This is a genomic window from Rhodococcus sp. OAS809, from assembly GCF_040546695.1.
GTDB classification, from domain to species: domain Bacteria; phylum Actinomycetota; class Actinomycetes; order Mycobacteriales; family Mycobacteriaceae; genus Rhodococcus_F; species Rhodococcus_F qingshengii.
In genome coordinates this window covers 3,372,029-3,397,098 of the sequence record NZ_JBEPOI010000002.1, presented here as the reverse complement: position 1 = coordinate 3,397,098, position 25,070 = coordinate 3,372,029, and the positions used below count along the sequence as shown (strand labels likewise).

Annotated in this window: 20 protein-coding genes and 1 riboswitch; of the genes, 11 read left to right on the top strand and 9 right to left on the bottom strand. The window is 63.1% G+C overall.

Translation table 11 applies throughout. From position 1 onward, the window contains the following. The first annotated feature begins 26 nt into the window (after positions 1 to 26). Entirely contained in the window at positions 27 to 3,218 is a 3,192-nt protein-coding gene (locus tag ABIE52_RS18930) for an NAD-glutamate dehydrogenase domain-containing protein (RefSeq protein ID WP_192711824.1), read from the top strand. On the opposite strand, the gene ABIE52_RS18925 is transcribed toward ABIE52_RS18930, so the two are convergent. Then, positions 3,195 to 4,712: a PucR family transcriptional regulator gene (locus ABIE52_RS18925; protein ID WP_192711825.1), complete on the bottom strand. Its 1,518-nt coding sequence runs from the start codon at positions 4,710 to 4,712 to the stop codon at positions 3,195 to 3,197. The genes ABIE52_RS18930 and ABIE52_RS18925 overlap by 24 nt on opposite strands. Before the next feature lie 128 nt (positions 4,713 to 4,840). On the opposite strand from ABIE52_RS18925, the gene gabT reads away from it, so the two are divergent. Together gabT and ABIE52_RS18915 are read left to right on the top strand one after the other, a co-directional pair. Then, a complete protein-coding gene (gabT, locus tag ABIE52_RS18920; RefSeq protein WP_007727077.1) occupies positions 4,841 to 6,205 on the top strand; it encodes a 4-aminobutyrate--2-oxoglutarate transaminase in 1,365 nt (454 codons plus the stop codon). 1 nt (position 6,206) lies between these two features. Continuing rightward, a complete protein-coding gene (locus ABIE52_RS18915) occupies positions 6,207 to 7,652 on the top strand; it encodes an NAD-dependent succinate-semialdehyde dehydrogenase (protein WP_192711826.1) in 1,446 nt (481 codons plus the stop codon). A gap of 52 nt (positions 7,653 to 7,704) precedes the next feature. Here the strand turns inward: ABIE52_RS18915 and dszD are convergent, their stop codons facing one another. The 3 genes from dszD to ABIE52_RS18900 form a co-directional block, all read right to left on the bottom strand. Continuing rightward, positions 7,705 to 8,283, bottom strand: coding sequence for an NADH:FMN oxidoreductase DszD (gene dszD, locus ABIE52_RS18910; protein ID WP_003941189.1), 579 nt, complete (start codon positions 8,281 to 8,283; stop codon positions 7,705 to 7,707). Between the two features lie 208 nt (positions 8,284 to 8,491). Beyond that, positions 8,492 to 8,965: a YbaK/EbsC family protein gene (locus tag ABIE52_RS18905; RefSeq protein WP_042922726.1), complete on the bottom strand. Its 474-nt coding sequence runs from the start codon at positions 8,963 to 8,965 to the stop codon at positions 8,492 to 8,494. A gap of 15 nt (positions 8,966 to 8,980) precedes the next feature. Beyond that, entirely contained in the window at positions 8,981 to 10,084 is a 1,104-nt protein-coding gene (locus tag ABIE52_RS18900; RefSeq protein WP_050655993.1) for a hypothetical protein, read from the bottom strand. Positions 10,085 to 10,210: 126 nt separating this feature from the next. Between ABIE52_RS18900 and ABIE52_RS18895 the strand changes: the two genes are divergently transcribed. From ABIE52_RS18895 to ABIE52_RS18885, 3 genes are all read left to right on the top strand, one after another. Then, a complete protein-coding gene (locus tag ABIE52_RS18895) occupies positions 10,211 to 10,795 on the top strand; it encodes a TetR/AcrR family transcriptional regulator (protein WP_039972784.1) in 585 nt (194 codons plus the stop codon). 45 nt (positions 10,796 to 10,840) lie between these two features. Continuing rightward, positions 10,841 to 11,014, top strand: a riboswitch (M-box (ykoK) riboswitch). Positions 11,015 to 11,361: 347 nt separating this feature from the next. Further along, positions 11,362 to 14,055, top strand: a complete 2,694-nt coding sequence (gene mgtA / locus ABIE52_RS18890; protein ID WP_007727051.1) for a magnesium-translocating P-type ATPase — start codon at positions 11,362 to 11,364, stop codon at positions 14,053 to 14,055. Positions 14,056 to 14,064: 9 nt separating this feature from the next. Next, positions 14,065 to 14,769, top strand: a complete 705-nt coding sequence (locus ABIE52_RS18885; RefSeq protein ID WP_003941187.1) for an MgtC/SapB family protein — start codon at positions 14,065 to 14,067, stop codon at positions 14,767 to 14,769. Between the two features lie 18 nt (positions 14,770 to 14,787). On the opposite strand, the gene ABIE52_RS18880 is transcribed toward ABIE52_RS18885, so the two are convergent. The 5 genes from ABIE52_RS18880 to ABIE52_RS18860 all read right to left on the bottom strand — a co-directional run bounded on the left by ABIE52_RS18880 (position 14,788) and on the right by ABIE52_RS18860 (position 19,168). Next, positions 14,788 to 16,149, bottom strand: coding sequence for a lipase family protein (locus ABIE52_RS18880; RefSeq protein WP_007727050.1), 1,362 nt, complete (start codon positions 16,147 to 16,149; stop codon positions 14,788 to 14,790). Between the two features lie 64 nt (positions 16,150 to 16,213). Beyond that, on the bottom strand, positions 16,214 to 16,663 hold the full coding sequence (locus ABIE52_RS18875) for a GNAT family N-acetyltransferase (RefSeq protein ID WP_007727049.1): 450 nt from the start codon (positions 16,661 to 16,663) through the stop codon (positions 16,214 to 16,216). Between the two features lie 18 nt (positions 16,664 to 16,681). Then, positions 16,682 to 17,158 (bottom strand): GNAT family N-acetyltransferase, encoded by a 477-nt coding sequence (locus tag ABIE52_RS18870; RefSeq protein ID WP_007727048.1) that lies wholly within the window; start codon positions 17,156 to 17,158, stop codon positions 16,682 to 16,684. A gap of 175 nt (positions 17,159 to 17,333) precedes the next feature. After that, a complete protein-coding gene (locus ABIE52_RS18865; RefSeq protein ID WP_007727046.1) occupies positions 17,334 to 18,455 on the bottom strand; it encodes a DUF475 domain-containing protein in 1,122 nt (373 codons plus the stop codon). A 137-nt stretch (positions 18,456 to 18,592) separates the two neighbouring features. Further along, a complete protein-coding gene (locus tag ABIE52_RS18860; RefSeq protein WP_003941199.1) occupies positions 18,593 to 19,168 on the bottom strand; it encodes a TerD family protein in 576 nt (191 codons plus the stop codon). A gap of 243 nt (positions 19,169 to 19,411) precedes the next feature. Between ABIE52_RS18860 and ABIE52_RS18855 the strand changes: the two genes are divergently transcribed. From ABIE52_RS18855 to ABIE52_RS18835, 5 genes are all read left to right on the top strand, one after another. Continuing rightward, positions 19,412 to 20,557 carry a hypothetical protein gene (locus ABIE52_RS18855; protein WP_007727045.1) on the top strand — a complete coding sequence of 382 codons (1,146 nt, stop codon included), beginning with the start codon at positions 19,412 to 19,414 and terminating at the stop codon, positions 20,555 to 20,557. Between the two features lie 92 nt (positions 20,558 to 20,649). Further along, a complete protein-coding gene (locus ABIE52_RS18850) occupies positions 20,650 to 21,807 on the top strand; it encodes an HpcH/HpaI aldolase/citrate lyase family protein (protein WP_037129307.1) in 1,158 nt (385 codons plus the stop codon). Further along, positions 21,804 to 23,093: a phosphoribosyltransferase family protein gene (locus tag ABIE52_RS18845; protein ID WP_192711827.1), complete on the top strand. Its 1,290-nt coding sequence runs from the start codon at positions 21,804 to 21,806 to the stop codon at positions 23,091 to 23,093. The genes ABIE52_RS18850 and ABIE52_RS18845 overlap by 4 nt, the downstream gene beginning before the upstream one ends. Continuing rightward, the gene (locus ABIE52_RS18840) at positions 23,090 to 24,199 is read left to right on the top strand and encodes a cysteine protease StiP family protein (RefSeq protein ID WP_192711828.1); all 1,110 of its coding nucleotides are present in this window, start codon (positions 23,090 to 23,092) and stop codon (positions 24,197 to 24,199) included. Before ABIE52_RS18845 ends, ABIE52_RS18840 begins: the two co-directional genes overlap by 4 nt. Beyond that, positions 24,196 to 25,053 carry an HAD family hydrolase gene (locus ABIE52_RS18835; protein WP_134932171.1) on the top strand — a complete coding sequence of 286 codons (858 nt, stop codon included), beginning with the start codon at positions 24,196 to 24,198 and terminating at the stop codon, positions 25,051 to 25,053. The genes ABIE52_RS18840 and ABIE52_RS18835 overlap by 4 nt, the downstream gene beginning before the upstream one ends. Positions 25,054 to 25,070: the final 17 nt, after the last annotated feature.

Sequence of the window (25,070 nt, the reverse complement as noted above, 5' to 3'; positions counted from 1 at the left end):
TCCAATAATTTCCAGGAGGGTGTTCAATGGCGAGCACATCATCGGCGACCAAGACCGCAGCTGCAGAATCGAGACCGGCAGGCGGTGATCGATCCGGTGACCCGGCGCTCGAACTGGTCGCCGAATTGGCAGCAGCGGGCCAGCGACTCGTCTTCCGTCAGGGTGACAACCTGAACAGTGACGATCTGACCTGCGTGGTGCTGTGGCCGTCCGGAGAGCCCTCCCTCTCCGATCTGTGCGAGAACTTCGAGTCTCTCGGACTCCGAGTTTCGACGCACCGCCCGCTTCCGACCGTTCTGGGTTCGGCGCATTACTTCACCTTCGAGCCGAGCACCTTCGACGGCAGTGCGCTGGAGAAGATGGCGGACGCCTTCGAAGCCGTCATCGCCGGACAGACCCGGATGGATGCGTTCTCCAGTCTGATCGGACGAGCAGACATCACCTGGCGCGATGCAGAGTTGCTGCGCGCTGCGTGCCGTTTCCTCGCTCAGGCTCGTATCGGTTTGTCCGAGAGCTACATCGTCGGAGTGTTGGCAGCGAAGCCACTCTTCGTACGGCAGGCGATCGAACTTTTCACCGCGCGTTTCGACCCCGCCGTGGCGGGTGTGCGTGAGACAGCTGTGGCTACCGCAACGGCAGCTATCGACGAATCAGTCGACGGTGCAGACACTCTCGACGAGGATCGCGTCTTGCGCGGCGTGCGTTCGTTCCTGCAGGCGACTCTGCGCACCAACTGGTACCTGCGCGGTGAGAGCGGCGAACCGCTACCGTACGCGTCGTTCAAGATCGACTCGCAGTTGCTCTCCACTCCGCAGAAGACCGTTCCCTTCCGCGAGATCTACGTCAGCGCACCCAATGTCGAAGGCGTGCATCTGCGTAGTTCCTCCGTCGCCCGTGGTGGCCTGCGTTGGTCGGATCGATACGAGGACTTCCGCACCGAGGCTCTGAGTCTCATGAAGACCCAGAGCGTGAAGAATTCGCCGATCGTTCCTTCGGGAGCCAAGGGCGCGTTCGTGGTTCGGGGCACGTCGTCACCGACTCCGGCGCAGGTGCAGGAGTCTTACAGCACCTTCATTCGCGGCCTGCTGGACGTGGTGGACAACATCGTCGACGGCGCTGCGGTACACCCGGCAGAAGTAATCGAGTACGACGGTGAAGACTCCTATCTCGTCGTGGCAGCAGACAAGGGGACAGCGCGGTTCTCCGACGTCGCGAACGGCATCGCCGTCGAGCGTGGTTTCTGGCTCGGCGACGCTTTTGCTTCCGGCGGTTCGGCCGGCTACGACCACAAGGCGATGGGCATCACCGCTCGCGGCGCCTGGGTAGCGGTACGACGCCACTTCGCCGAGCGTGACCTCGACGTCGACACCGATCCGTTCACCGTCGCGGGCATCGGTGACATGTCCGGCGACGTGTTCGGCAACGGAATGTTGCTCTCGCACAAGATCCGTTTGGTCGCGGCATTCGATCACCGCCACATCTTCATCGACCCGAACCCCGACACCGAGACGAGCTTTGCCGAACGCGCTCGCCTCTTCACCGTGCCGCGCTCGTCCTGGGACGACTTCGATCGCACCGTGATGTCGCCGGGCGGTGGCGTCTGGCCGCGGAGCGCGAAGTCGATCCGCCTTCCGCTCGAGGCGCGTGCGGCCCTCGGAATCACCGAGGAGAACTTGACCCCGCAGGAACTGATCCGAGCGGTCCTGTGTGCTCCGGTGGACCTGTTGTGGAACGGCGGCGTCGGTACCTACGTGAAAGCGTCGACCGAAAGCAACGTCGACGCGGCCGATCCGTCCAACGACGCAGTTCGCGTCAGCGCTGACGAGTTGCGTGCGACGGTGGTCGGTGAGGGCGGCAACCTCGGCTTCACCCAGCGTGCCCGCATCGAATATGCCGCTGGCGGTGGTCGAATCAACGCCGACTTCATCGACAACGCGGCCGGCGTGGCTACCTCGGACCGTGAGGTCAACATCAAGATCGCACTCGCGGCGTTGGACTCGACCTCGCGCAATGAACTACTTGCGGCGGCCCAGGACGAGGTTGCCGCATCGGTACTCGAGGCCAGCGAAGATCAGACCCTCGCGATCAGCCTGGCCGAGCACCGCGCTCCCGCCCTACTCGATCAGCACGAACGGTTGATCGAGAACCTGGTCTCGGCGGGTGCGATGAAGCGCCTCGAAGAATCATTGCCGGACGCCAAGGCGCTGGCGGTCAGGGCGCGAGCCGGGCAGGGCCTACTCCGTCCGGAACTTGCTGTGCTGGTGGCGCAGTCGAAGAACGTGCTGACGGCGGAATTGGGGGCGTCGACCGTCCCGGACAATCAGATCTTCGCCGATCGTCTCCCGCAGTACTTCCCGCTCTCCGTCGTCGAGGCCGCACCGGACGCAGTCCGCGCACATCGGTTGGGCCGCGACATCATCATCACCTCGGTTGTCGACGAACTGGTCAACCGCGTCGGCCCCGGCGTGTTGTTCCGGCTCGAGGAACACCTCGGAGTTCGCAGTCCGGAAGCGGCTCTGGCCTACGCCGTAGTCAGCGAAGTGCTTGGAACGGAGGACCTTCGACGTGAAATCCTGAACTCCGATCTCAGTGCCACCGAACAGCTGAAGGCTCTCGATCGCTTGCAGCAGTTGTTGGAATCCGAAATGAGCTGGGTGTTGCGCCGCCCGGGTGCTGCCGGCCGGTTCACCGTGAACCCGCGCGCCGACATCGATCGGTGGGCAGCCCCGGTGCGGGAACTCACCGACGGTTTGTCGGCAAGCGAGCGCATCGAGGCGTCTTTCGGAGCGCTCGCCCTGGCAGACATTGCACTGCAGGAGAATACGACGGCCGCGGCCGCAGCCGCGATCTATCGGGAACTCTCCGACGCTCTCGATCTGGGCGATGTTCTCGGCGGCGTCGACGTCGCCGTCGGTGCCTCGCATTGGGAGGTCATGGGCAGCGCTGCCGTCCATGCCAGGTTGACGGCGCGTTTCGCGGACCTCGTGTCCGGTGCGCTCGGTGAAGGTATTCCGGAGGTCGTCGAGTTGTGGACCGCCGCCAATCCGCAAACGGTGCGCCGGTTCACGGCTTTGATGTCGAGCGTGAGCCGCAGTGGAGCGCTGGACACCGCCCGTCTCTGCACGGTCGACGCCGAACTCGAACTACTCGTTCGCGGTGCGTCCAGTTTCGCTTCGGTACACGCCGCGGAGCGTTCAGCGGCCCTCCCAGGCGAGTAGCGATAGCAGCAGTTCGGCTCTGACCCTGGCCTGCCCGAGGTCGCATTGCAGCAGTTCCTCGATGCGTGCGATGCGACCTCGGAGGGTGTGCCGATGAACACCGAGTTCGGCTGCAGCCGACTCCCATTGGCCGTTTGCCTCGAGATAGGCGCGCAAAGACGCGGCCAGTGCGGTTCCGTGTGCCTGGTCGTGTTCCGTCAACACCGGGATGGTGTCCGCAGCCATGGCGATCAATGCCTCACGGGCAGACTCGGATGCCAGAATCGTCGAACCACTCAGAGCGTCGAACTCGAGAATGCGCGCCGTAGCCGTCGTGAGGTTGGCCGCGGCGCGGGCCTGGACGAGTGCGCGGGGTGCGTCGAGAAGACGGTGAGGGGTGCTGATTCCGGCACGCACGGCTTTCGCTTCGGTGGGGGAGAGCTGCGCCAGTAGTGTTTTGGCGGTGTCGATTGTGTCGGTTCCGCGGAGGAGGACGGTCAGCGAACCGTCCTCGGATTGCGCGAACAACGGCCGGCCTGCTCGCGCGAGAGCGTTGTCGAGTTCGCGAAGAACTGGGCCGAGTCCGGATCCGCGAACGTGGACGACACGAATGTTGCCGTGCGTGTCGCTTGCCTCGTCCAAGTACGACGGCACACTGTCTTCGGGGATTCGGCCGTCGAGTAAGAGCCCGAAAGCCATGGCGTTGAGTCGAGTTCGCTCGGCCCGTAGTCGAACCGGTTTCGCGAGTTCGAGAGTGAGCAGCGAGACCGCATGCCCGAGCAACACTCTGTCGATATTGCTCAGGGGCCCGGCGCCCGCCATGGCGAGGTAGCCGTGCCAACTGTCGGTGACGCCGACGGGGGACAGTGTCAGCGTCCGTTCGGGTGTGCTCTGCGAGATCGACGCCGGAGCGTTGGGATCGCGGGTGGTGGCCGCGACCGCGCGAACCTCGGTGATCAACGACTTCTGGTTTGCCGGATGCACCGCGGTGATCCGATCACCGACAAACGCCACCGAAGTTTTTGTGGCCGTGGCCAGTTCACGCACGATCGCCGACACGCCACCGCGCAGTGCAACGCGGGTGATGCGCGTCTGTACTTCTGCCGCGCGGAGTACCGATTCGTATTCCTGCTGGCTCAGACGGGTCATCACCGCGCGCGTGACCGCCGCGAACGGGGTCGTGAACGGCACTTCCAGCAGGGGGAGCCCGCGACTGCGGGCGGCGGCAATCAGGTCTGCGGGCACACTCTCGTGGGAAAGGCCGGTCCCGAAACCCAGAGCCGATACTTCTGCGGCGGCCAGACGGTCGATGTACTCGCTGTAGTCGGTGGCGTCCGCGCCCACCAGTGCCAGCCCGGTGGTGAGCACCAATTCGCCGCCGGAAAGCCACGGGGTGGGGTCCGTCAGCTCTGTGGCCTGCGCAAACGTGACGGGGTGGGTGGCAGCTGCTCGGTCGGTGAGCAGAGCCAGCGAGAGGTGTTTCTGGCGCAAGAGCCACGAGATCGGAACCGTCACCTGATCAAGGCTAGCTGTCGTTGCCGATATGGAGTAGCCCTGGAGCTCCGGGTATCCATTTCGGCAGTGCTTGCGATGCTTCGCGCGTCGCATACTCGAATGCAATACACAACCGAGAGGGTGGTCACATGAGTGCAATCGAATACCGGCTTCCGCAGGAGCGTCGCATCGTCACGGAGTTCCCGGGCCCGCGCTCGGCTGCGCTCGCCGAACGCCGTAAGAAGGTCGTCGGCGCCGGCGTCGCATCCACCCTCCCGGTCTACGTCGCCGACGCAGACGGCGGAGTCATCGTCGACGTCGACGGCAACTCGCTGATCGACCTCGGTGCCGGTATCGCGGTGACCAGCGTCGGCGCCTCCAACCCGGCCGTCGTGTCCGCAGTTCAGGATCAGGTCGCGCACTTCACCCACACCTGTTTCATGGTCGCTCCGTACGAGGGCTACGTCGAGGTCGCCGAGCGTCTCGCCGAACTCACCCCCGGTGACCACGAGAAGCGTTCCGTGCTGTTCAACTCCGGCGCAGAAGCTGTCGAGAACGCAGTCAAGATCGCCCGTCACGCAACCGGTCGCGACGCAGTCGTCGTCTTCGACCACGCGTACCACGGCCGCACCAACCTCACGATGGCACTGACCTCGAAGTCCATGCCGTACAAGAGCGGCTTCGGTCCGTTCGCCCCCGAGGTCTACCGCGTCCCGATGTCCTACCCGTACCGCGAGGGCCTCAATGTCGACGGCTCCAAGATCACCGGTGAGCAGGCCGCACAGCGCGCCATCACGATGATCGAGAAGCAGGTCGGCGCTGCCAACACCGCCGCCATCCTCATCGAGCCCATTCAGGGTGAGGGTGGATTCATCGTTCCCGCAGAAGGCTTCCTCCCGACGCTCGTCGCGTGGGCCAAGGAGAACGGCGTCGTCTTCATCGCCGACGAGGTTCAGGCAGGCTTCGCTCGTACCGGCGCCTGGTTCGCCAGCGATCACGAGGGCATCGTCCCCGACCTGGTCACGCTCGCCAAGGGCATCGCAGGCGGCATGCCGCTCGCCGCTGTCACGGGCCGCGCCGAGCTCATCGACGCTGTCCACCCCGGCGGCCTCGGTGGCACCTACGGCGGTAACCCCGTCGCCTGCGCCGCTGCATTGGCGTCCATCGACCAGATGCGTGAGCTCGACCTCTGTGGCCGCGCACGCACCATCGAGTCGACCGTCGTCGGCCGAATGAACGCACTGGCAAAGGAACTCGACGTCATCGGTGACGTTCGCGGTCGCGGCGCGATGCTCGCCATCGAGCTGGTCAAGCCCGGTGGGCAGGAGCCGGACGCCGACATCACCAAGAAGATCGCCGCCGAATGCCTCGCTGCCGGCGTCGTGATCCTCACCTGCGGTACCTACGGCAACGTCATCCGTCTGCTCCCGCCGCTGGTCATCTCCGAAGAGCTGCTCGACGACGCGTTGACCGTCCTCGAGACCGCTATTCGCACTGCAGCACAGGGGAACTGACATGTCCAACGTCTCGGATCTTCTCGACTCGGTACCCAAGGGTCTCTGGCTCGGCGGCAAGCTCGTCCCGGCCGAGAAGACCTTTGCGGTCTACAACCCGGCAACGGGTGAGGAACTCGCCCAGGTAGCCGACGCCACCGCTGCCGACGGTATCCGTGCGCTCGACCTCGCCGCTGCGGCGCAGGAAGACTGGGCGGCCACTCCGGCACGTGTACGCGGCGAGATTCTGCGCACCGCCTTCGAATTGCTGCACGCCCGCGCCGAGGACTTCGCGCTGATGATGACCCTGGAAATGGGTAAGTCGTTGGCAGAGAGCCGCGGTGAGGTCAACTACGGCGGCGAATTCCTGCGCTGGTTCAGCGAGGAAGCAGTACGCATCGGCGGACGTTACACGCAGGCTCCGGCCGGCAACGGTCGCATCCTGGTCACCAAGGAAGCCGTCGGACCGGTCCTCGCGATCACCCCGTGGAACTTCCCGCTCGCCATGGGCACACGCAAGATCGGACCGGCGCTGGCTGCCGGTTGCACCATCATCGTCAAGCCCGCCGAGGACACGCCGCTGACCATGCAGCTCCTCGGTCAGGTGTTCGCCGATGCCGGTCTGCCCGACGGTGTGCTCTCGATCCTCCCGACGTCCGACGCGGCTTCCATCAGTGGACCGCTGATGGAAGATGCGCGTCTGCGCAAGGTCACCTTCACCGGCTCCACTGGCGTCGGAAAGTTGTTGGTGCGCAATGCTGCTGACAAGCTGCTCCGCACGTCGATGGAACTCGGTGGCAATGCACCGTTCATCGTCTTCGACGACGCGGACATCGACGCAGCTGTCGACGGCGCAATGCTCGCGAAGATGCGTAACGGCGGCGAGGCCTGCACCGCGGCCAACCGCATCTACGTCGCCAACTCGGTGCGCGAGGAGTTCACCGACAAGTTCACCGCCAAGGTTGCGGCCTTGAAGGTGGGCGCCGGTGACGCCGAGGACACCAACATCGGACCGCTGATCAACACCAAGCAGCTCGCAACCGTCACCGGACTCGTCGACGACGCCGTGTCCAAGGGTGCTCGCGTTCGCACCGGTGGATCGGCACCCGAAGGCCCCGGGTTCTTCTTCACCCCGACGGTTCTCGACCAGGTGCCCGCCGATGCGCGCCTGCTGAAGGAAGAGATCTTCGGACCCGTTGCGGCAGTGGTCGGTTTCGACACCGAAGACGAAGCGATCGCGGCTGCGAACAACACCGAGTACGGTCTCGTGGCGTACTTCTACACCCGCGACATCGACCGTGCAATGCGCGTCTCGGCCAAGCTGGACACCGGCATGGTCGGCGTCAATCGCGGCGCGATCTCCGATGCTGCCGCGCCGTTCGGTGGCGTGAAGGAATCGGGCTTCGGCCGTGAAGGCGGAACCGAGGGTATCGACGAGTATCTCGATACCAAGTACGTAGCGCTCTAACTTGCTGTGCGCCTTTATTAACCGCGGGCGGTTAATAAAGGCGCACAGTTGTCTATTGACCCAACGGAGTCGGGCGGTAGTACTTGCCCTCGTGGTAGAGCAGCGGTGCGGCAGCGGATTCGTCGTCTTCTTCGGCGTGAACCCGCGTGACGAGTCCGATGACCAGCGTGTGGTCGCCGACAGGGATCAACTGGTCGACCTTGACGCGCATCCAGCTGGGGGTGCCGTGCAGCACCGGTTCCCCGGTGTCGAGCACTGCCCACAGTGACTCGTCTGCAAAACGCTGATCGGCACTACGCGCAAAGCGCTGGGCCAGATGCTGCTGATGTTCGCCGAGAAGGTGGATCACCAAGGACTCGGCTGCCTTGAGTGCATTGATGCTCGACGACGTCTCCGCGATGTTGAACGAGACGAGCGGCGGCTCGAGGGAGACGGACGAGAACGAGGTGGCGGTGAAACCCACCGGGCCGGTACCCGAATCGAGGGTCACGACGGTGACACCGGCGGGGTGGCGGCGAAGCGCAGCGCGGTAGTCACCGGCGCAGATGCCGGTGGACAACTCGGGCGTCGCTGCTACTTCGGGGACGTCGGGGGTGGTGTGGCTGGAAACGGCATTCGGCTTGTCAGACAACGGGAACTCTCCGGCTGGAACTCGAGGTGTGCGGTGTGGTCGAGGTGACTGCGCTCGGCATACACAGACAGGCGTCGGTGCGGCACAGATCTACGTGCCGTCGACGCCAGTGGTTGCCGGCCGGGGTCCTGGTTGCAGTGCACATGGTGCGTCCAACTATAGGTGGACGCACGTCTGAGTGGTTTCGGACCGGGTTGGCTGAAGTGCTTCAGTCCATGTCGACGGCGAGGCCGGCGGTGATTCGGAGGAGTTCGGAGTACGTCGTGCGAAAGACGGTGTTGGGGTGCCCGGCGGCTGCCCACAACTCGGGGTACTGCTCGAGGGCGGTATCGATGTACGTCGGCAGGTTGGTGGGATGCCCGAGCGGAGCGACCCCACCGATCGGCTGGCCCGTCGCGGACTTCGCCATCTCCAGCGTCGCCCGCGTGAGCTTGCCTTCGAGGCGTTCGCCGGTGGCCTTCAGATTCACCTGATGTGCGCCGGAGACCAGCAGCAGGACCGGATCGTCGTCGAGAAGGAACACCAGTGACTTGGTGATCGCGCCTACCTCCACCCCGACGGCCGCCGCTGCCTCGGCCGCGGTGTGCGTGGCGTCGGGCTGCGTGACGATGACGCCGTGGTGACCCCGCGAGATCAGTGTTTCGGCGACGTGCGAGGCGTTGGGGTGGAGGAGGCTCGTCATGAGTTCAGACTAGGACTAGTCGGCGTTCGCCACAGCTGGAGTCGGCGTCGTGTCGGTGGACTTTCGGTTGCGACGGATCGTAAAGCCGAACAGCATGACCGCACCGATCAGTGCGTACAGGAAAAGCGTCAGAGCAGGCTGGCCGACGCCGACGTTGTTGAAGTAGACGATGCTCCGCACGCCTTCGGTGCCGGCGCCAGGTGTGATCCATCGGCCGATGGCGGCATAGAACGAGGGAATCACGTTGGAGCCGAATGCGCCTCCCGCACTGGGATTGCCGAGAATCACGAAGACGGCGATAGCCAGCGGGACTGCCAGAACGCCGATGGCAGCGCGCAATCCGAGTGTGAACATGGCGGTGCCGAACACCACGGCTGTTCCCAGGATCCACAGCGGGAACCAGTGGCCCGCGAAAGTTCCGAGCACGTGTGAGGTGATGAGGGCGCCGAGGGCTCCCGAGATGATCGAGTAGATGGCGATCACGCCCGTGTGTGCGCTTGCCTGGCGGAGGGTCTTCGGCGCACCGATGAACAGTCCGATGGCTGCCGCAAGGAGATAGCCGCCGACGACCCAGCCGACCGAGAGGTAGAAGCCGGAGAGGCCGCGGTTGTCGTGGGCTCCGACGGGGATCTCGTCGCGGACGACGAACTGTCGGTCCTGTGTCGCCTCGACCTTCGTGAACACCGCTTCGAGTGACGTCGCGATGGAGCTGCCGCCCGCGCTCGCGGTGATCAGGGTGTCCGGCCCGGCCGGGTTGACGACAAACGCGCCCTGGATCTCTCGGTCGTTGATCATGCGGCGAGCGGTCGCCGTGCTGTCGACCACCTGAGCGTCGAGCGGGCTGCCGTCGATGGCGTTGAGTTTGTCGGCGATCTGCTGATCCATGCCGTCGGGTGTGCCCTGATCGGCGATGACCGCGATTTCGATGTCTCGCGGAGTCGGCTGATGGAAGGCGGCGACGTAGCTGAGGATGAAGCCCATCTGCAGCAGGAGCACGCCGACGAACAGCGCGGCCATCACCTTGGGTGCGCCGTATTTCACCAGCAGATTGTCGTGGTGGTGTTCGTCGTGGGTGGAGCTGTTGTCTGGTGCGGCGTGTGCCGGATGCGTAGTGGTCACGAAAGAGTCCTGATCTTGTCGAAAGTAAAGAGCTTGTCAATACCCGAGGTATTGAATACTCTAGGTATCGTGACTGAATCTCGTCAACCGGACTGGACGCCGGTAACCCGCCCCGGACGTGACGTGGTGCGGCAAAGACTGCTCGACGCTGCGGCGGAAGAGTTTGCGGAGCGCGGATTCAGTGCTGCACGTCTCACTGAAGTTGCTCGCCGAGCGGGCTTCACCAAGGGGGCTGTCTACTCCAACTTCGAGTCGAAACAAGATCTGTTCGCCGAACTGTTCGCGCAACGGTCTCTCGAACTGGCCGGCCGTGTGCTTGCCGAGATCGCCGGGATGAACCCGGCCGACGCGGCGGGCAAAGGTGGCGAGGCCATTGCCACGTGGATGGTCGACGACCCGGGGTGGTCACTGCTCGTCCTCGAATTCGGAGTGCTCGCCGGACGTGATCCGCAGATCGCTCAGGCGTACTTACGTGAGCGTCGCCACTTGCGCAGTCAACTCGTGGAGTTGATCGGTGAACGTGCCCGCGAATGGGGAGTGGACGATTCCTTCGATGTGCGGACCACTGCAATCTCGTTGATGGCCTTGATATCCGGGCTCGTTCTTGAGCACTCGGTGGATCCGGAAGAAGTTGATCAGAGCGTGATGGGTGCCGCCGTGACGGCACTCTTCGCCGGCGCCGTCGCACGGGCAGGATTGTCCGCCGTCTGAGTTGCTCGGTTGACAGGCAACAGATTTGAGAACTACCCTCTGGGTGCAGTACCTCGTTAGGTGAGGCTTCTGCACGAACACAGGCCACTGATCTCACGACGTCGAGAGACGCCCAAGGTTAGGACAGATCTCCCCGGCTTAAGGGGTGATCCAAAGTGGCTTCCCGTTCTTGATCGGGACACGTCGTGCAGTGCCAAAACTCGGACGTGGAGGTGTTTTCGCAGCTTGATGCCGGTTTCTTCCGGCGAAGGCGAGAGTACGTCGATATTCGGTTCTCCTGGCGTGTGCTGTGCGCATGTACTTGTGTGGCGTCATCGGACGCCCCGAACTTTCAGGAGGTGACCATCGTGGACGACCCGCCGAGTCGATATTCGACCCATCCTTCTGTTCTTGCCGACGATGCTCACCCCGGTCTTTTGCTCGTCAGTCACTGACTCTTTGCATCCTCGGCTTCATCTGCGCGGCGTTGCCGCGACCGCTGACGACTTCCATTGTCGCTCAGCGCATTCTGCTGCCCTCATGCACTGGCATGGTCCGGCGTGTTCAGGCAGCCGAGGAGATTCGTCATGTCATTTTCCGTTCTCGCATTGCGGCCACGGCCCACGAGAAACATTGCACAACAAACACATTCAACAGTCCTGGCAAAGGAAAGCGCACAGGAATTGGTCGACTTCTCGGCCTCGGACACGCGCACCGTTCTCGCGGATCTGACCACGACGGCCAACGGCCTTCGTGACGATCAGATCGACGATCTTCGTCGGCAATACGGGCGCAACGATGTCCGCCACGACCGCCCGGCGCCGGCAATCGTGCAGTTCGCGGGAGCCTTCAAGAACCCGTTCATCCTGATCCTGGTATTCCTCGCCCTGATCATGGTCGGGACCGACGTGGTCTGGGCGGACCCCGAGGACGGTCCTTCCTACGAGGGCATCATCACTCTCGGGTTGATGATCTTTGTCAGTGTCTCACTGAGGTTCTGGCAGGAATACCGTTCGAGTCGCGCCGCCGAGGCGCTCAAGGCGATGGTTACGACGACCGTCGCGGCCACCCGCAAGATCAACAACACCGTGGTCACGGCTGAGATTCCGATCGAGCAGTTACTGCCGGGGGATGTAGTCCAGCTTGCCGCCGGCGACATGATCCCGGCCGATGTCCGCATCATCCGGGCCAAGGATCTACAGGTCAATCAGTCCATGCTCAGCGGTGAATCGATGCCGGCCGAGAAGTCGGCGGACCCGTCGTCGGGGATCGACGTCGATCGGCTGCTCGAAGCCGAGAACATCGGGTTCATGGGTACTTCCGTCGTGTCGGGCAGTGGCACCGCCGTCGCGGTACACACCGGCAAGCGGACCTACTTCGGTGCCATGACAGCACAATTGGCGTCCAAGCGGCCCGAAACCAGCTTCGACGTCGGGGTGCGCAGTGTCAGCTACCTGCTGATCAAGTTCATGCTGATCATGGTTCCCGCGGTGTTCATTATCAACGGACTGACCAAGGACTGGAGCCAAGCACTACTCTTCGGCGTCGCCACCGCGGTGGGGTTGACTCCGGAAATGTTGCCGCTCATCGTGACGGCGAACCTGGCCAAGGGTGCGCTCCACATGTCGCGCAAGAAGGTGATCGTCAAGCAGATCAACGCGATTCAGAACTTCGGTGCCATGGACGTTCTGTGCACGGACAAGACCGGAACTCTCACCGAGGACCGCATCGTTCTCGGTGAGCATCTCGATACTGCCGGACGTAAGTCCGAGGACGTATTGCGGCTAGCGGCGGTCAATTCCGTGAATCAGACCGGATTGCGCAGTCTTCTCGACGACGCGGTGATCGAGGCCGCCGGTCCCGAAGTGGTCGAGGAGATCTCGCGTCGCCACGGGTTGGTGGACGAGATTCCCTTCGACTTCAAGCGCCGTCGACTCTCCGTGGTGGTCGACCACGGAGACGCCGATCTGATCGTAACCAAAGGTGCAGTGGAAGAGCTCCTTTCGGTCTGTGAATCGGTGGAACTGGACGGGGTGACCCACCAATTGACACCGGGATGGCTGGCCCGAGTCGACCGTCTGGTCGCGGAGCTGAACGGTCAAGGTAAGCGAGTGCTTGCGGTGGCAACCAAGACAGTCGTCGAAGAGCAGCGCCGCGAGTACTCGACGGCCGACGAAGAGGGCATGACCCTGGTTGGACTGCTGGCCTTCCTCGACCCGCCGAAGGAATCTGCGGCCGGGGCGATCGAAGCCCTCGCGAGCCACGGAGTCGTGGTCAAGGTAGTGACGGGTGACAACGAACTGGTCGCCGAAACCGTCTGCGGCAAAGTCGGTATCGATGTCGGGACCGTGGTCTCCGGCGCCGAGATCGAAGCGTTGAACGACGACGCCCTCGACGAGTTGGTGCAGCGGACAACCGTCTTCGCGAAGACGGATCCGATGCAGAAGGCACGCATTGTCGAATCGCTGCGCCGGGTCGGCCACACGGTTGGTTTCCTCGGTGACGGTGTCAACGACGCACCCGCACTTCGGGCGGCGGACGTCGGCATCTCCGTCGACACAGCGGCGGACATCGCCCGCGAATCCGCGGACATCATCTTGCTGGAGAAGGACCTCGGCGTACTCGAACAAGGAGTCATCGAAGGGCGTCGTACCTTCGGAAACATCCAGAAGTACATCAAGATGACTGCGTCGTCGAACTTCGGGAACGTCTTCTCGGTGCTCGTCGCCAGCGCCCTGCTGCCGTTCATCCCCATGATTCCCGTAGTTCTGTTGTTGCAGAACCTGATCTACGATCTCTCGATGCTCACGATCCCGTGGGACCGTGTCGACGACGACTTCCTCGCGAAGCCCCGCAAGTGGGAGACCAAGAGCCTTCGCCGGTTCATGGTGTTCATCGGCCCGATCAGTTCGATCTTCGACATCTCGACGTTCGCGCTGATGTGGTTCGTGTTCGCCGCCAACTCTCCCGAGCATGCAGCGCTGTTCCAATCGGGTTGGTTCATCGAGTCATTGATCTCGCAGACGCTGATCGTTCACATGATCCGCACCCGCAAGATCCCGTTCATCCAGTCGCGTGCATCGCTGCCGGTACTGCTCAGCACGGGCGCTGCCTGCGTCTTCGCGCTGGTGTTCCCGTTCACGTCCTGGGGTCATTCCCTCGGGTTGGTTTCACTGCCGTGGAACTACTTCCCGTGGCTGGTCCTCACCCTCGGGGCATACTGCGTCGTCACGCAGGTGGCCAAAGGAATGTTCATCCGTCGATTCGCGACCTGGCTCTAGGAGTTCACCGTGGAAATCCACGTCATCCTTGTGCGGATAGCGCTCGGGCTCGTCCTCGGCGCTGCCGTCGGGATCGAAAGGCAATGGCGCGCAAGGATGGCGGGTCTGCGAACCAACGCGTTGGTGAGCTTGGGTGCGACGCTCTTCGTCATCATGGGCGCGTACGGGTTTCAGGGCCCGGACGCTGATCCGACGCGCGTCGCAGCGCAGATCGTCTCGGGGATCGGTTTCCTCGGTGCTGGAGTGATCATGAAGCAGGGTGCGTCGGTCACCGGCCTGAACACTGCCGCCACTCTGTGGGCCACTGCCGCCGTCGGCGCACTGGCAGGCGGCGGAATGTACTGGGTCGCGGTGTTCGGTGCCGGCGCAATCATGTTGGCGAACACGCTGTTGAGGCCGTTGGGTCGGATGATGGATCACCAGCCTGCCCGAACCGGACGCGAAGAACCACCCGCGGACTACACCTTCGAGGTGACCTGCCACGGTGACGCCGAAGCTCACATCAGAGGTCTTACCGTGCAGTCCATTTCGAGGCCCGAGTTTCAGCTCCGGTCAGTGCAGTCCTTCGACATCCCGGACAGCGACCGCGTGCGGGTGGTGGCCGAACTGGCTGCCGCGGAGCGAGACGACGGACTCCTGGAATCCGCCGTCAGCCGACTTAGCCTTGAACCGTTGGTGACTCACGTTCGGTGGGAGGTGGAACCGTCGAAGTAGATTCAGGCTCGCTGTCAGTCAGCGCGCGTGTTCTTGCGGCGCAAGTGAGTTCCCCGGTGCAATGTTCGCGCAGTTGGACGGTGCAGGCTTGCCGTTCAAGCGGTCGTCGACCCAGGCGAGCGCACCGGGGAGCCAGAGCATGGCGCCGAGGAAGTGGCTGATGGTGTCGTACTGGTCGTACTGAATCGCCAGGCCGGCGTCGCAGTACTTGCGTGCGAGGGTGCGGACGTCGCCCGTGATCATCACGCCGTCTCCCGCTCCGACACCGGGGCCGCCGGGTTGGGTGCCCTCGATGGTGCCGTTGGCCGCCTGCGCGATGAACATCGGAATGGTCGGTGTCGCCGCGGTGCCCATGTTGATCTTGTTCACGACATCGACGTACTCGGGAACAGTATTGGGATCGGCGTACTCGGGTTTGACCAGATCCTGCCAGGTCAGTCCGGGATACTGTGCCAGCACATTGCCGATGGACGCGTCTTCGAGTCGAGCCATGACGTCGCGTCCACGGTCGCTGAGATACTTCCCGAAATCGATGTCGTACGAACGCGCAACGCCGACGACTGCCATGCCGACAACGCCACCCCACCCGATGCTTCCGCTCGCGTAGCGAAGGTTGTTGGCCGGATTGACCAGCACGCCGCCCTGCGCGGCGCCGATCAAGTTGTCGTTGATCTCCGGTGCATACGCGGGAGCGAGGATCGAAGCCCAGTTGGTGGCGATGGCTCCGCCGGAGTATCCCATGAGCGCGATCTCTGCGTTGTCGGTGATTCCGGTTTCCGGGACATCGCGGGCGGCACGCAGAGCGTCGAGCGTCATCATCCCGTATTCGGGTCCGGCAGCGAAGTTGGCGGCCGGGCCTTCGGTGTCCGGGACGACGATCGTGTAGCCCAATGCGAAGAGCGGCCCGAACAGCGCGGCTTCGATGCTCGTGAAGGTACCGCCGATGTTGAAGTTGCGTCCGCTGGGAGTCCAGTCGCCGATCGGGGTGTTACCCGCGATGGCTCGCGACGGGCTGTCGTCGGGGTTCAGCGAATCGTAAAAGGACTGGTACGAAACAACTTTGTTCGGTTGGGCGTTGGCCGGGCGCAGGATCGAGGTGACGTTGGCGGACGGCTGTCCCAGGGCGTCGGTTGATCGGTAGAGAACCTGCACTGCCTGTATCGGGGTCGGGATGTTGAGCACGGTGTACGGCACGGTGCGAGTCTCGAGGACCGCACCCGGAGCGTACGACGAGAGGGGTGCCGCGCCGTCGTAGCTGTAGAAACCGTCATCGGGGGACTTGGCAAGGACTGGCTGCGCGAGCGCTACCGGTGCGCCGACGCCTGTCAGTGCAAGCGCGAGTACTCCGACAACTGCGCGAGATAAGACCCTTGACGACATACTCGTCCTCCACATTGGTGTGCCACGCCCCACCCTGAGATCGTGGTGTGACGACCACCATATATTACTCGTGGGTAATGTGGGGATCGGTCAGATCGGTCGTCGTATCGAGGTCTCGACGTAGGAAGATTTCGGAGGACTCGCCTGGGAGTAACAGAACTCCCGCGTCGGTGTATCCCATTGCGCGATAGAAGTTCTGGGCTGATTCGTCGGCGAGTGTGGAGGTGAGGACCTGCGAGTGTCCCGCGCGGCTCATGCGTTTTTCCCAATCTGTGACCAAAGCGCGCCCGATGCCTTGGCCGCGGTTCGAAGACAGGACGGTCAGCATGTTCATGAACGGAATCTCGTCCCAGAACAAGCCCCAGCGCAGCCATCCGATTGGATTACCGTTGTCCTCGGCGATGAGTATCCGGCCGCGTTGGACCACTGACGCGAGTTCCTCGGCAGCGACGTGCGAGTCGTGCTCACGTAAGAACGGCAAGTCTGTCTGCGCTGCGACGCGAATGTTCACCACAGAAGTCAGTATCGCCGTTCAGTCGGAGTTGATGGCGTTCGGCTTGGACAGGTAGACGACTCCGGGGATTTGGCTGGGGTCCGGCGGCAATTGGGAGTAGCCCGCTCGGGTGTACAGGCGAATGTTCCGCAGGCTCCTGCTTCCGGTGAACAGCTCGAAACGGGTGATGCGCTCCGGAGCGTTCTGTTCCACGTGCTGCAAGAGGCGTCGGCCGAGGCCGTTGCCCGCCAAGTCCGGCGCCACCATGAGGCGACCGATCTGCCATGCGGTTCCGTCCGCGGTTCCTCGCACGGCCCCGACGAGTCGGCCGCCGCGTCGTGCGGTCCAGACAGTCGACTCCTGAACCCAGGCTCGGACCGTGGGTAGGTCCTCGTGGAGCGGGGGTATGTCCATGCTGTTGTTGGAGATTGCTTCCGAGACCCAGCAACAGCGTTGTAGAACAAGGATTTCCGCGGCGTCCTCGTCCGTTGCGCGCTCTATGACTATCTCGTTCATGGTTTCCCTTACGAATAGGTTTTTCGCACCCGCAGGGCAATTGTTCAGCCGCAGGCTGAATTTGGCGCGCGGCTGAACAATTGGCGCGCGGCTGGGAATGCAGAGAGTTTCAATTCAGGCATAACAAACAAAACGCCCGCAACCAATTGGTCGCGGGCGTTTCGTGAAAAGAACGTCAGACAGTTGCCGGAGTGTTCTCGTCCAACTTCGGATCTTCGTTCGCGATTCGCTTGTTGCGAATGAGGCTGCTGATGAAAGCAGCGCCGATCAAGAAGACACCGACCAGGCCGGTGATGATCTCGTTGATGTGAACGCCGATGGACACCATCAAGATGACGGCCAGAGCGCCGATGGCCCAGTGCGCACCGTGCTCGAGGTAGACGTAATCGGAGAGCGTGCCCTTGCGGACCAGGAAGACCGTGATGGAACGGACGAACATCGCGCCGACGAAGCCGAGGCCGAGGGCGATGATGATCGGGTCTGCAGTGATGGCGAATGCGCCGATGACGCCGTCGAAGGAGAAGGACGCGTCGAGGACCTCGAGGTAGAGGAACAGGAAGAAGCCGGCCTTGCCGGTTGCCTTCGCGAATTCGGTGGGACCACCGGACTTGGTGGTCTCCTCTTCTTCGCCTTCTTCCGGCAAGTTGAACAGTTCACCCAATCCGTTGACCGCGATGTAGGTGATCATGCCCAGAACGCCCGAGATCATGACGGTGGAGACCTTGTCGTCAGCAGCGAGGAAAGAACCACTGAGAACCAGGACGATGCCGGCCACGACGACGGAGAGCTGATCGAGCTTGCCGATGCGAGCGAGCGGCTTCTCCAGCCAGGACAGCCAGGTGATCTCACGCTCTTCGAAGATGAATCCGAGGAAGAGCATCAGCAGGAACATGCCACCGAAGGCAGCGATCTGCGGGTGAGCGTCGGTGAGGATGGTTTCGTAGCTCGGCTCGCCGTTGGCGAAGTACGCGGCGTCGTCCGCAGGCGGGTTCAGTGCGAGGTCGAGTGCAGCTACGGGTCCGAGACCGGATGCAGCCCAGACGATCACGAGCGGGAACACCAGACGCATACCGAAGACGGCGATGATGACGCCGATGGTGAGGAAGATCTTCTGCCAGAATTCACTCATTCTTTGCAGAACAGTGGCGTTGATGACGGCGTTGTCGAAGGAAAGCGAGATTTCCAGAATCGACAGGATGATGACGAGGAACAGTGCCTCGGGTCCGCCGTAGATGAACGCAACGATCATCGCGAGGATCGAAATTGCGATGGATAAACCGAATATTCGCAGTACCACGGAGCGTGGCCCTTTCTAGTTGGTCAATGCAGAGTGGTTACTGCAAGCGGTCTCTCACCGCATCCGAACGTGAAAACGGGGAGGGTTCCACAGACTACTGCGGAACCTTCCCCGAGTCAGCTCGTCGAGAGCGAAGATCAGACGTTGACGCCGTAATCGCGCGCGATGCCCGCGAGGCCGGACGCGTAGCCCTGGCCGATTGCGCGGAACTTCCACTCTGCACCGTTGCGGTACAGCTCACCGAAGACCATGGCGGTCTCGGTGGAAGCGTCCTCGGAGAGGTCGTAACGAGCGAGCTCGTTGCCGTTCGACTTGTCGACGACGCGGATGTACGCGTTGCGGACCTGGCCGAAGGACTGCGAGCGAGCTTCTGCGTCGTAGATCGAGACGGGGAAGACAACGCTCTCGACCTCGGCAGGAACCGCTGCGAGGTTCACGTCGATCTGCTCGTCGTCGCCTTCGCCTTCGCCGTCCGTGTTGTCACCCTTGTGCTCGATCGAGCCGTCGGGCGAACGGAGGTTGTTGAAGAAGATGAAGTGCTGGTCGGAGAGGACCTTCTTGTTCGAGCCTGCGCCGATTGCGCTGGCGTCGAGGTCGAAAGCAGCTCCGGTGGTGGAACGTGCGTCCCAGCCCAGGCCGACGACCACTGCAGTCAGGTTCGGGGCCTCCTTCGTGAGAGAGACATTGCCGCCTTTGGTCAAGCTGACGCCCATTCAGGGGTCCTTTCAAGAGGAGAGACAAGGCCCACTACGACGCGAAGTCGTCTTGGGAGTGTGTTTACCTCCACCACCCTAACCGCAGTTCCGGTGTGTTCGCCGTAACAGCAGAATTACGAACCGAGAAGCGAAGTGCTGGACCCGTAGGATTCAATCGTGGTGGGAAGATGGTCGGAGCGCTTCAATCGGGGGGCAAGAGTGGGGGAGTCGGTCAGTCGTGCGCGGGAGGCGCAGACGGCCATGGTTTCGGCGTTCCTCGACATGGACAAGCGGCAGACCATCGCGTCGGCAGCAGTCGACGCTTCCGCCGAGCTGTACCCCGAGCGAGGGCTGCGCGCTGCGTGGGAACCCGTTCGGGATCGGTGCTTCCAGGCTGCGTCGGACTACCTCGACACATCCGAGCGCTATGGCAACGATCAGGTACTTCACCAGAACCCGAACGGTGCTCGGGCGGCGTTCGAAAAGTCGGTAGCCGAACTCGTCGAGGCGGCGAAGGGCGTCGACGCCTTCTACAACGGGCATCGTGCGCACCTCGAGCAGGCGACGGTCACGATGTCCGCCATTCCCGTCCTCGGCCAGCAGGCCCGAACCCTGGCGAACGCCGTCCGGGAAAAACTGGCTGCCACCGATCAGCGCTATCGCGAGTACCCGTCGGTGGTGACGGCCTCCGAACACCTCGACGACGCGGTTGCAGCGCTCGACAATGCGCGCTCATCCGGTCGCGCCGACGCAGTCCGCACGCGGGCCGAGAGTGTCCGCGAAGCGGTATCGGCGCTCGAGGAAGCATTGGCAGAAGCCCCGTCGACCCAGCACCGTGCCGAGATGACGATTTCCTCGGTCTCGACCAGGTTGTCGGCAGTGCGCACTCGAGTGGACCGCCTGGATCCGGCGTACTCCGCATTGCTGCGCGAGTTCAACGCCGCGAGTTCCGCTGACCTCGTCGACAACAGCAGTCGCAGCCGAGCGCATATCGATCAGGCCGACATCGATCTCAAGGAAGCGAAGCAGTCGCTGGCTGCGGGAAACCCCGAACATGCACTGGCTTTGATGGCCGAAGCCCGCGTGCACCTCGCCGACGCCGAAGCGTGTGCCGACGCCGTGACGGACCGTCTCGCTACTCTGCGTGCAGTTCGGGCAGATCCGAGCCAAAAGGAACGTGAGGTTCGTTTCCGGCTGAAAGACGCCCAGATGTTCGCTGTTAACCAAGGGTTGGTGGCGGAGTGGGGCTCTGTACTCGATGCTCAACTAGCAAGGATCGAGCGAGCGAGTGCGTCACTGTCGGGAACTCATCCGGACTACTGGTCGTATGTATTACAGCTGGACTCGGTATCGACGTTCATCACCGAAGTTGTCGAGAAGATGCGGGCGCGAGCCGGCAAAAACTGAATGGTCGGGCCGATCGGGGGATCGGAGTTGCCCGACGCGTTGTCACAGGGGGTCGTTTCATGGACTTGATTGCGGTTACAGAGAGAAGAGAAATGCAGCACTTTCAACATCTCGAGGATGACGTGCGGGAGCAACTGTTCCTGCATGCGCCTCGATCGTTCGCGGATTCCGACGAGAGGGATCTGCTCGCGATTGCTCTGGGTGCAACTCTCTACGTTCCTGCCACCCGGGCCGGGTTGGCCGACATCGTGTCCAAGCGTGCGTCCGAGGGCGTCAGTTCGATGGTGCTCGATCTCGAGGATGCCGTCGCCGATCACGAGGTCGAATCGGCGCGAGCGAACGCGGTCGAAGCTCTCGACAAGATCGCGTCCACCGACGCCGTCGGCATGCTGCTGTTCGTGCGGGTTCGTGAAGTCGCGGACATCCACAAGGTCGCCGCGTCGTTGACCGAGGGGCGCGCCGCGCTCACCGGGTTCGTAATCCCCAAGTTCGGCAGCGAGTCCGGCCCCGTGTTTCTCGACGCCGTCGCGGACGCATCCGAACTGCTGGGTAAGCATCTCTACGCGATGCCGGTGCTCGAATCACCCGCGCTGGTTCACCGCGATACACGTGATCTCGAATTGCGCACCATCAGTGGGATTCTCGCGCAGCACCGCGATCGAATCCTTGCCGTCCGCATCGGCGCCACCGACATGTGCAGCACCTTCGGCATCCGCCGGGACCGCGATCTGACCATCTACGACGTGCGCGTGGTGGTCGACGTCATCGCCGACATCGTCAACTATCTCGGGCGCGCGGACGGTTCGGGTTTTGTAATCACCGGGCCCGTGTGGGAGTACTTCGCCGATCACGAACGCATGTTCCGGCCGATGCTGCGCGCCACTCCGTTCGAGGAACACGACGCCGTCCGGTTCCGTCAGCATCTCGTCAGCCGCGACCTCGACGGTCTGCTCCGTGAGATCGCGCTGGACCGAGCCAACGGAATCCAGGGCAAGACGGTCATCCACCCGTCGCACGTCGCAGCGGTCAATGCACTGTCCGCTGTCACGCACGAGGAATATCACGATGCCCTCGACATTCTCGGTGCCGACGCCGGGGGAGTTCAGGCGTCCGGCTACCGGAACAAGATGAACGAGATGAAGCCGCACCGCAATTGGGCCCATCAGACTGCGCTCCGAGCTCACGTGTTCGGTGTGACCAACAAGGGAATCACGTTCGTCGAGTTGCTGACGGCGTTGGTCGATCGATGACAGAGCTTGTCCAGTCCAAGGACGTTCCCTGGGCTACAGCAGAATTCGGCTTGGACCTCGTTCACGGTGATTCGTCACTCGGGCATTCGGTGCCCGATCTGGTGATCCCGGGACTTCGGCGGAATCCGCGTCGCGCTCATCTGCTGGTGTCCACCGTGCTGGGAAAGCACGTGCCCACCGAGCCGTCCGTGGTCATCGGCGCTGCCGACGACCTCGGCGATCTGGTGCGGACAACCCTCGGTGAGGGTGTCGACGTCGTCGTTCTCGGGTTTGCCGAAACCGCAACAGGTTTGGGCCACTGCGTCGCAGCTCGCCTGCACGCTCACTGCTACCTGCACTCCACGCGCCGAGACGTACCAGGGGCTACGACGCTCGCCGGATTCGAGGAGGGGCACTCGCACGCCACGAGCCATCTGATGCAGCCGACGTCCGCCGAACTGTTCGAGAACGACCTGCCTCTGGTCCTCGTCGACGACGAGATCTCCACCGGCGCCACCGCGATCGATGCCATCCGGGCGCTGCACGGGCAATGCCCGCGAAGCCGCTACGTCGTGGCCTCGCTGGTGGACATGAGAACCGAGGAACACCGAGTCGCCGGCGAAGCCGCGGCGGCAGAGTTGAATGTACGAATCGACTACGTCTCTCTCGCTTCGGGTTCGACGGTCTTGCCCGACGGCCTGACCGAGCGCGTCACGGCGCTGGATGCTCCGGATCTCAATCCGATCGGTGACCGCCGTGGCACGCTGGCACGGATCGATCTGCCGTGGCCGGCACATGTCCCCGATGGTGGCAGGCACGGCTTTCTCGATGGCGACACCACGGCATTCGAGTCAGCCGTCGAGGCAGCGGTGTCCATTCTCGGATCGTCGATCGACGCGTCGCGTGCTGTGATCGTGATCGGTCACGAGGAGTTGATGTACCTGCCACTGCGCATCGCTGCAGGCTTGGAAAGCTCTGGGCGAGCGGTTCGGTACCAGACCACAACTCGCTCACCCGCGTACGTCGTCGACGTGCCGGGATACCCGCTGCGTCGCGGGTTCACCTTTCCGGCACCCGAACTGGGTGAGAACGACCCTCGATACGTCTACAACGCGCAGTGGCCTGATGCGGCGGTCGACGCCCTTGCGTTGCTGGTCATCGACGAGCCCGCAGACACCGATCGGTTGACGGCGATGGACGGAGTGATCGAGGTGTTACGAAACTCCGGCACCGACGTCCTGGTCGCCACCGTTCGCGGGGCCGATCCGTCGGCGCTGCGAGAATCCAGAGCAGGGAGCTCGTCATGAACGAACCATTGGTCGGGCCCGAATTCGGTTCGTACGCGCCGGGCGAAGTGAAGTGGCTGCTCAAGGATCTTTCGCACGTGGATCTCGAAGCGGATGTATCCGTGCGCGAGAAGCGTATTCAGTCGGGTGAGGCGCACTATGCCGAGTCTCTTCCCATCGAGTACCAACCCGATCAGGCATACCGGGATCTGTTCGAGACGGTGCTCGCCGAGAGCGCTCCACGGTTGGCGCGCGCGGTCGGGACCGTGATGGACTTGGTCTTGGCCGAGCGGGGGAGTGACATCACGCTAGTCTCACTCGCCCGGGCCGGAACACCGATCGGGATTCTGATGCGGCGCTGGGCCCAGCAGACCCGCGGGCTCACGTTGCCGCACTATGCAGTGTCTATCGTCCGCGGCAAGGGTATCGATTCCGTCGCACTCGATTATCTTGCGCACCATCACGACTCGGAGAACGTCGTCTTCGTCGACGGCTGGACAGGTAAGGGCGCCATCGCCCGCGAACTCGACACAGCGTTGACGGAGTACCACGAGGCAGGCGGAGCGAAGTTCGACTCCGATCTGGCTGTTCTCGCCGACCCCGGACACTGCGTGCGAACGTACGGAACCCGCGACGACTTCCTGATCGCGTCGGCGTGCCTCAATTCGACGGTGTCCGGCTTGGTCTCACGAACAGTCCTCAACGACACCCTCATCGGGCCCGGCGATTTCCACGGCGCCAAGTTCTACGCCGACCTTGCCGACGTCGACGTTTCCAACAGGTTGCTCGACGTGGTCTCGGCCGAGTTCGATTCGGTTCGCGGCGACGCAGCGGATTCTCTTGCTGCAGTGCTCGATTCCGATCGGACGCCGACCTGGGCCGGTTGGGAGTCGGTGGAGAAGGTGCAGGCCGAGTACGGGATCTCGACGGTCAACTTCGTCAAACCCGGTGTCGGAGAAACAACCAGGGTGCTGCTGCGCCGGCTTCCCTGGAAGGTTCTGGTGCGCGAACTCGAAGCCCCGGAGCACGCGCACATCCGGTTGTTGGCACAGGCCCGTGGGGTCCCGGTCGAGGTCGTCCCGGATCTCGCCTACTCGTGTGTCGGCCTGATCAAGGACATCACGTGAGCCGTGTGGACACCGCTGCGTCCCAGGTCCTGATCGCCACGGATCTGGACCGCACGATGATCTATTCGCAGGCCGCGATCGGCGGCGATCCCAGTGGCTCCGACCTGGATTCGGCACCGAGCCCGCTGTGCGTCGAGTACTACAACGGCGGTCCGCTCTCGCACATGAGCGTCGAATCGATCGAACTGCTGATTGCGCTCAGCTCGCGGGTTCCGGTGATTCCGACGACGACCAGGACCATTGCGCAGTTCCAGCGGATCGATCTTCCGGGCGGACCGTGGAAGTACGCGATCACGAGCAACGGCGGAAACATCCTGGTGGACGGCGAAGCCGATCGCGACTGGCGAAACGAGATCGACCGGTCGACCCGTAAGGCCGGCGCCGAGTTGCCGCAGGTTCAGGCCGAACTGGAATCGCGGATCGACTCGAGCTGGGTCAGCTCCATTCGTGTTGCCGACGACCTGTTTCCATACCTGGTCGTCGATCTGGCCGTGATGCCGAGTGAATTCGAAACCGAATGGAATCACTGGTGCGTGACGCGGGGCTGGAATGTTTCGCGTCAAGGCCGGAAGATCTACACGATGCCCGACGCCGTGTCGAAGTCACGAGCGCTGGCAGAGGTGCGCCGCAGACTGGTCGAGTCGGGTGATCTGGATCAGTCCGCCGTCGTGATCTCGGCTGGTGACGGCGCATTGGATGCGGACATGCTCGAATACTCCGATTTCGCGATCAGGCCCAGGCACGGTGAGCTGGAAGAACTGAATTGGCAACGGCCGACCGTTACTGTGACAGAAAGGTCCGGTATCGCAGCGAGCGCGGAGATCTTGCGGTGGTTCTCTTCCGCGCTCGGGTAATACACGCTCTCTATGAA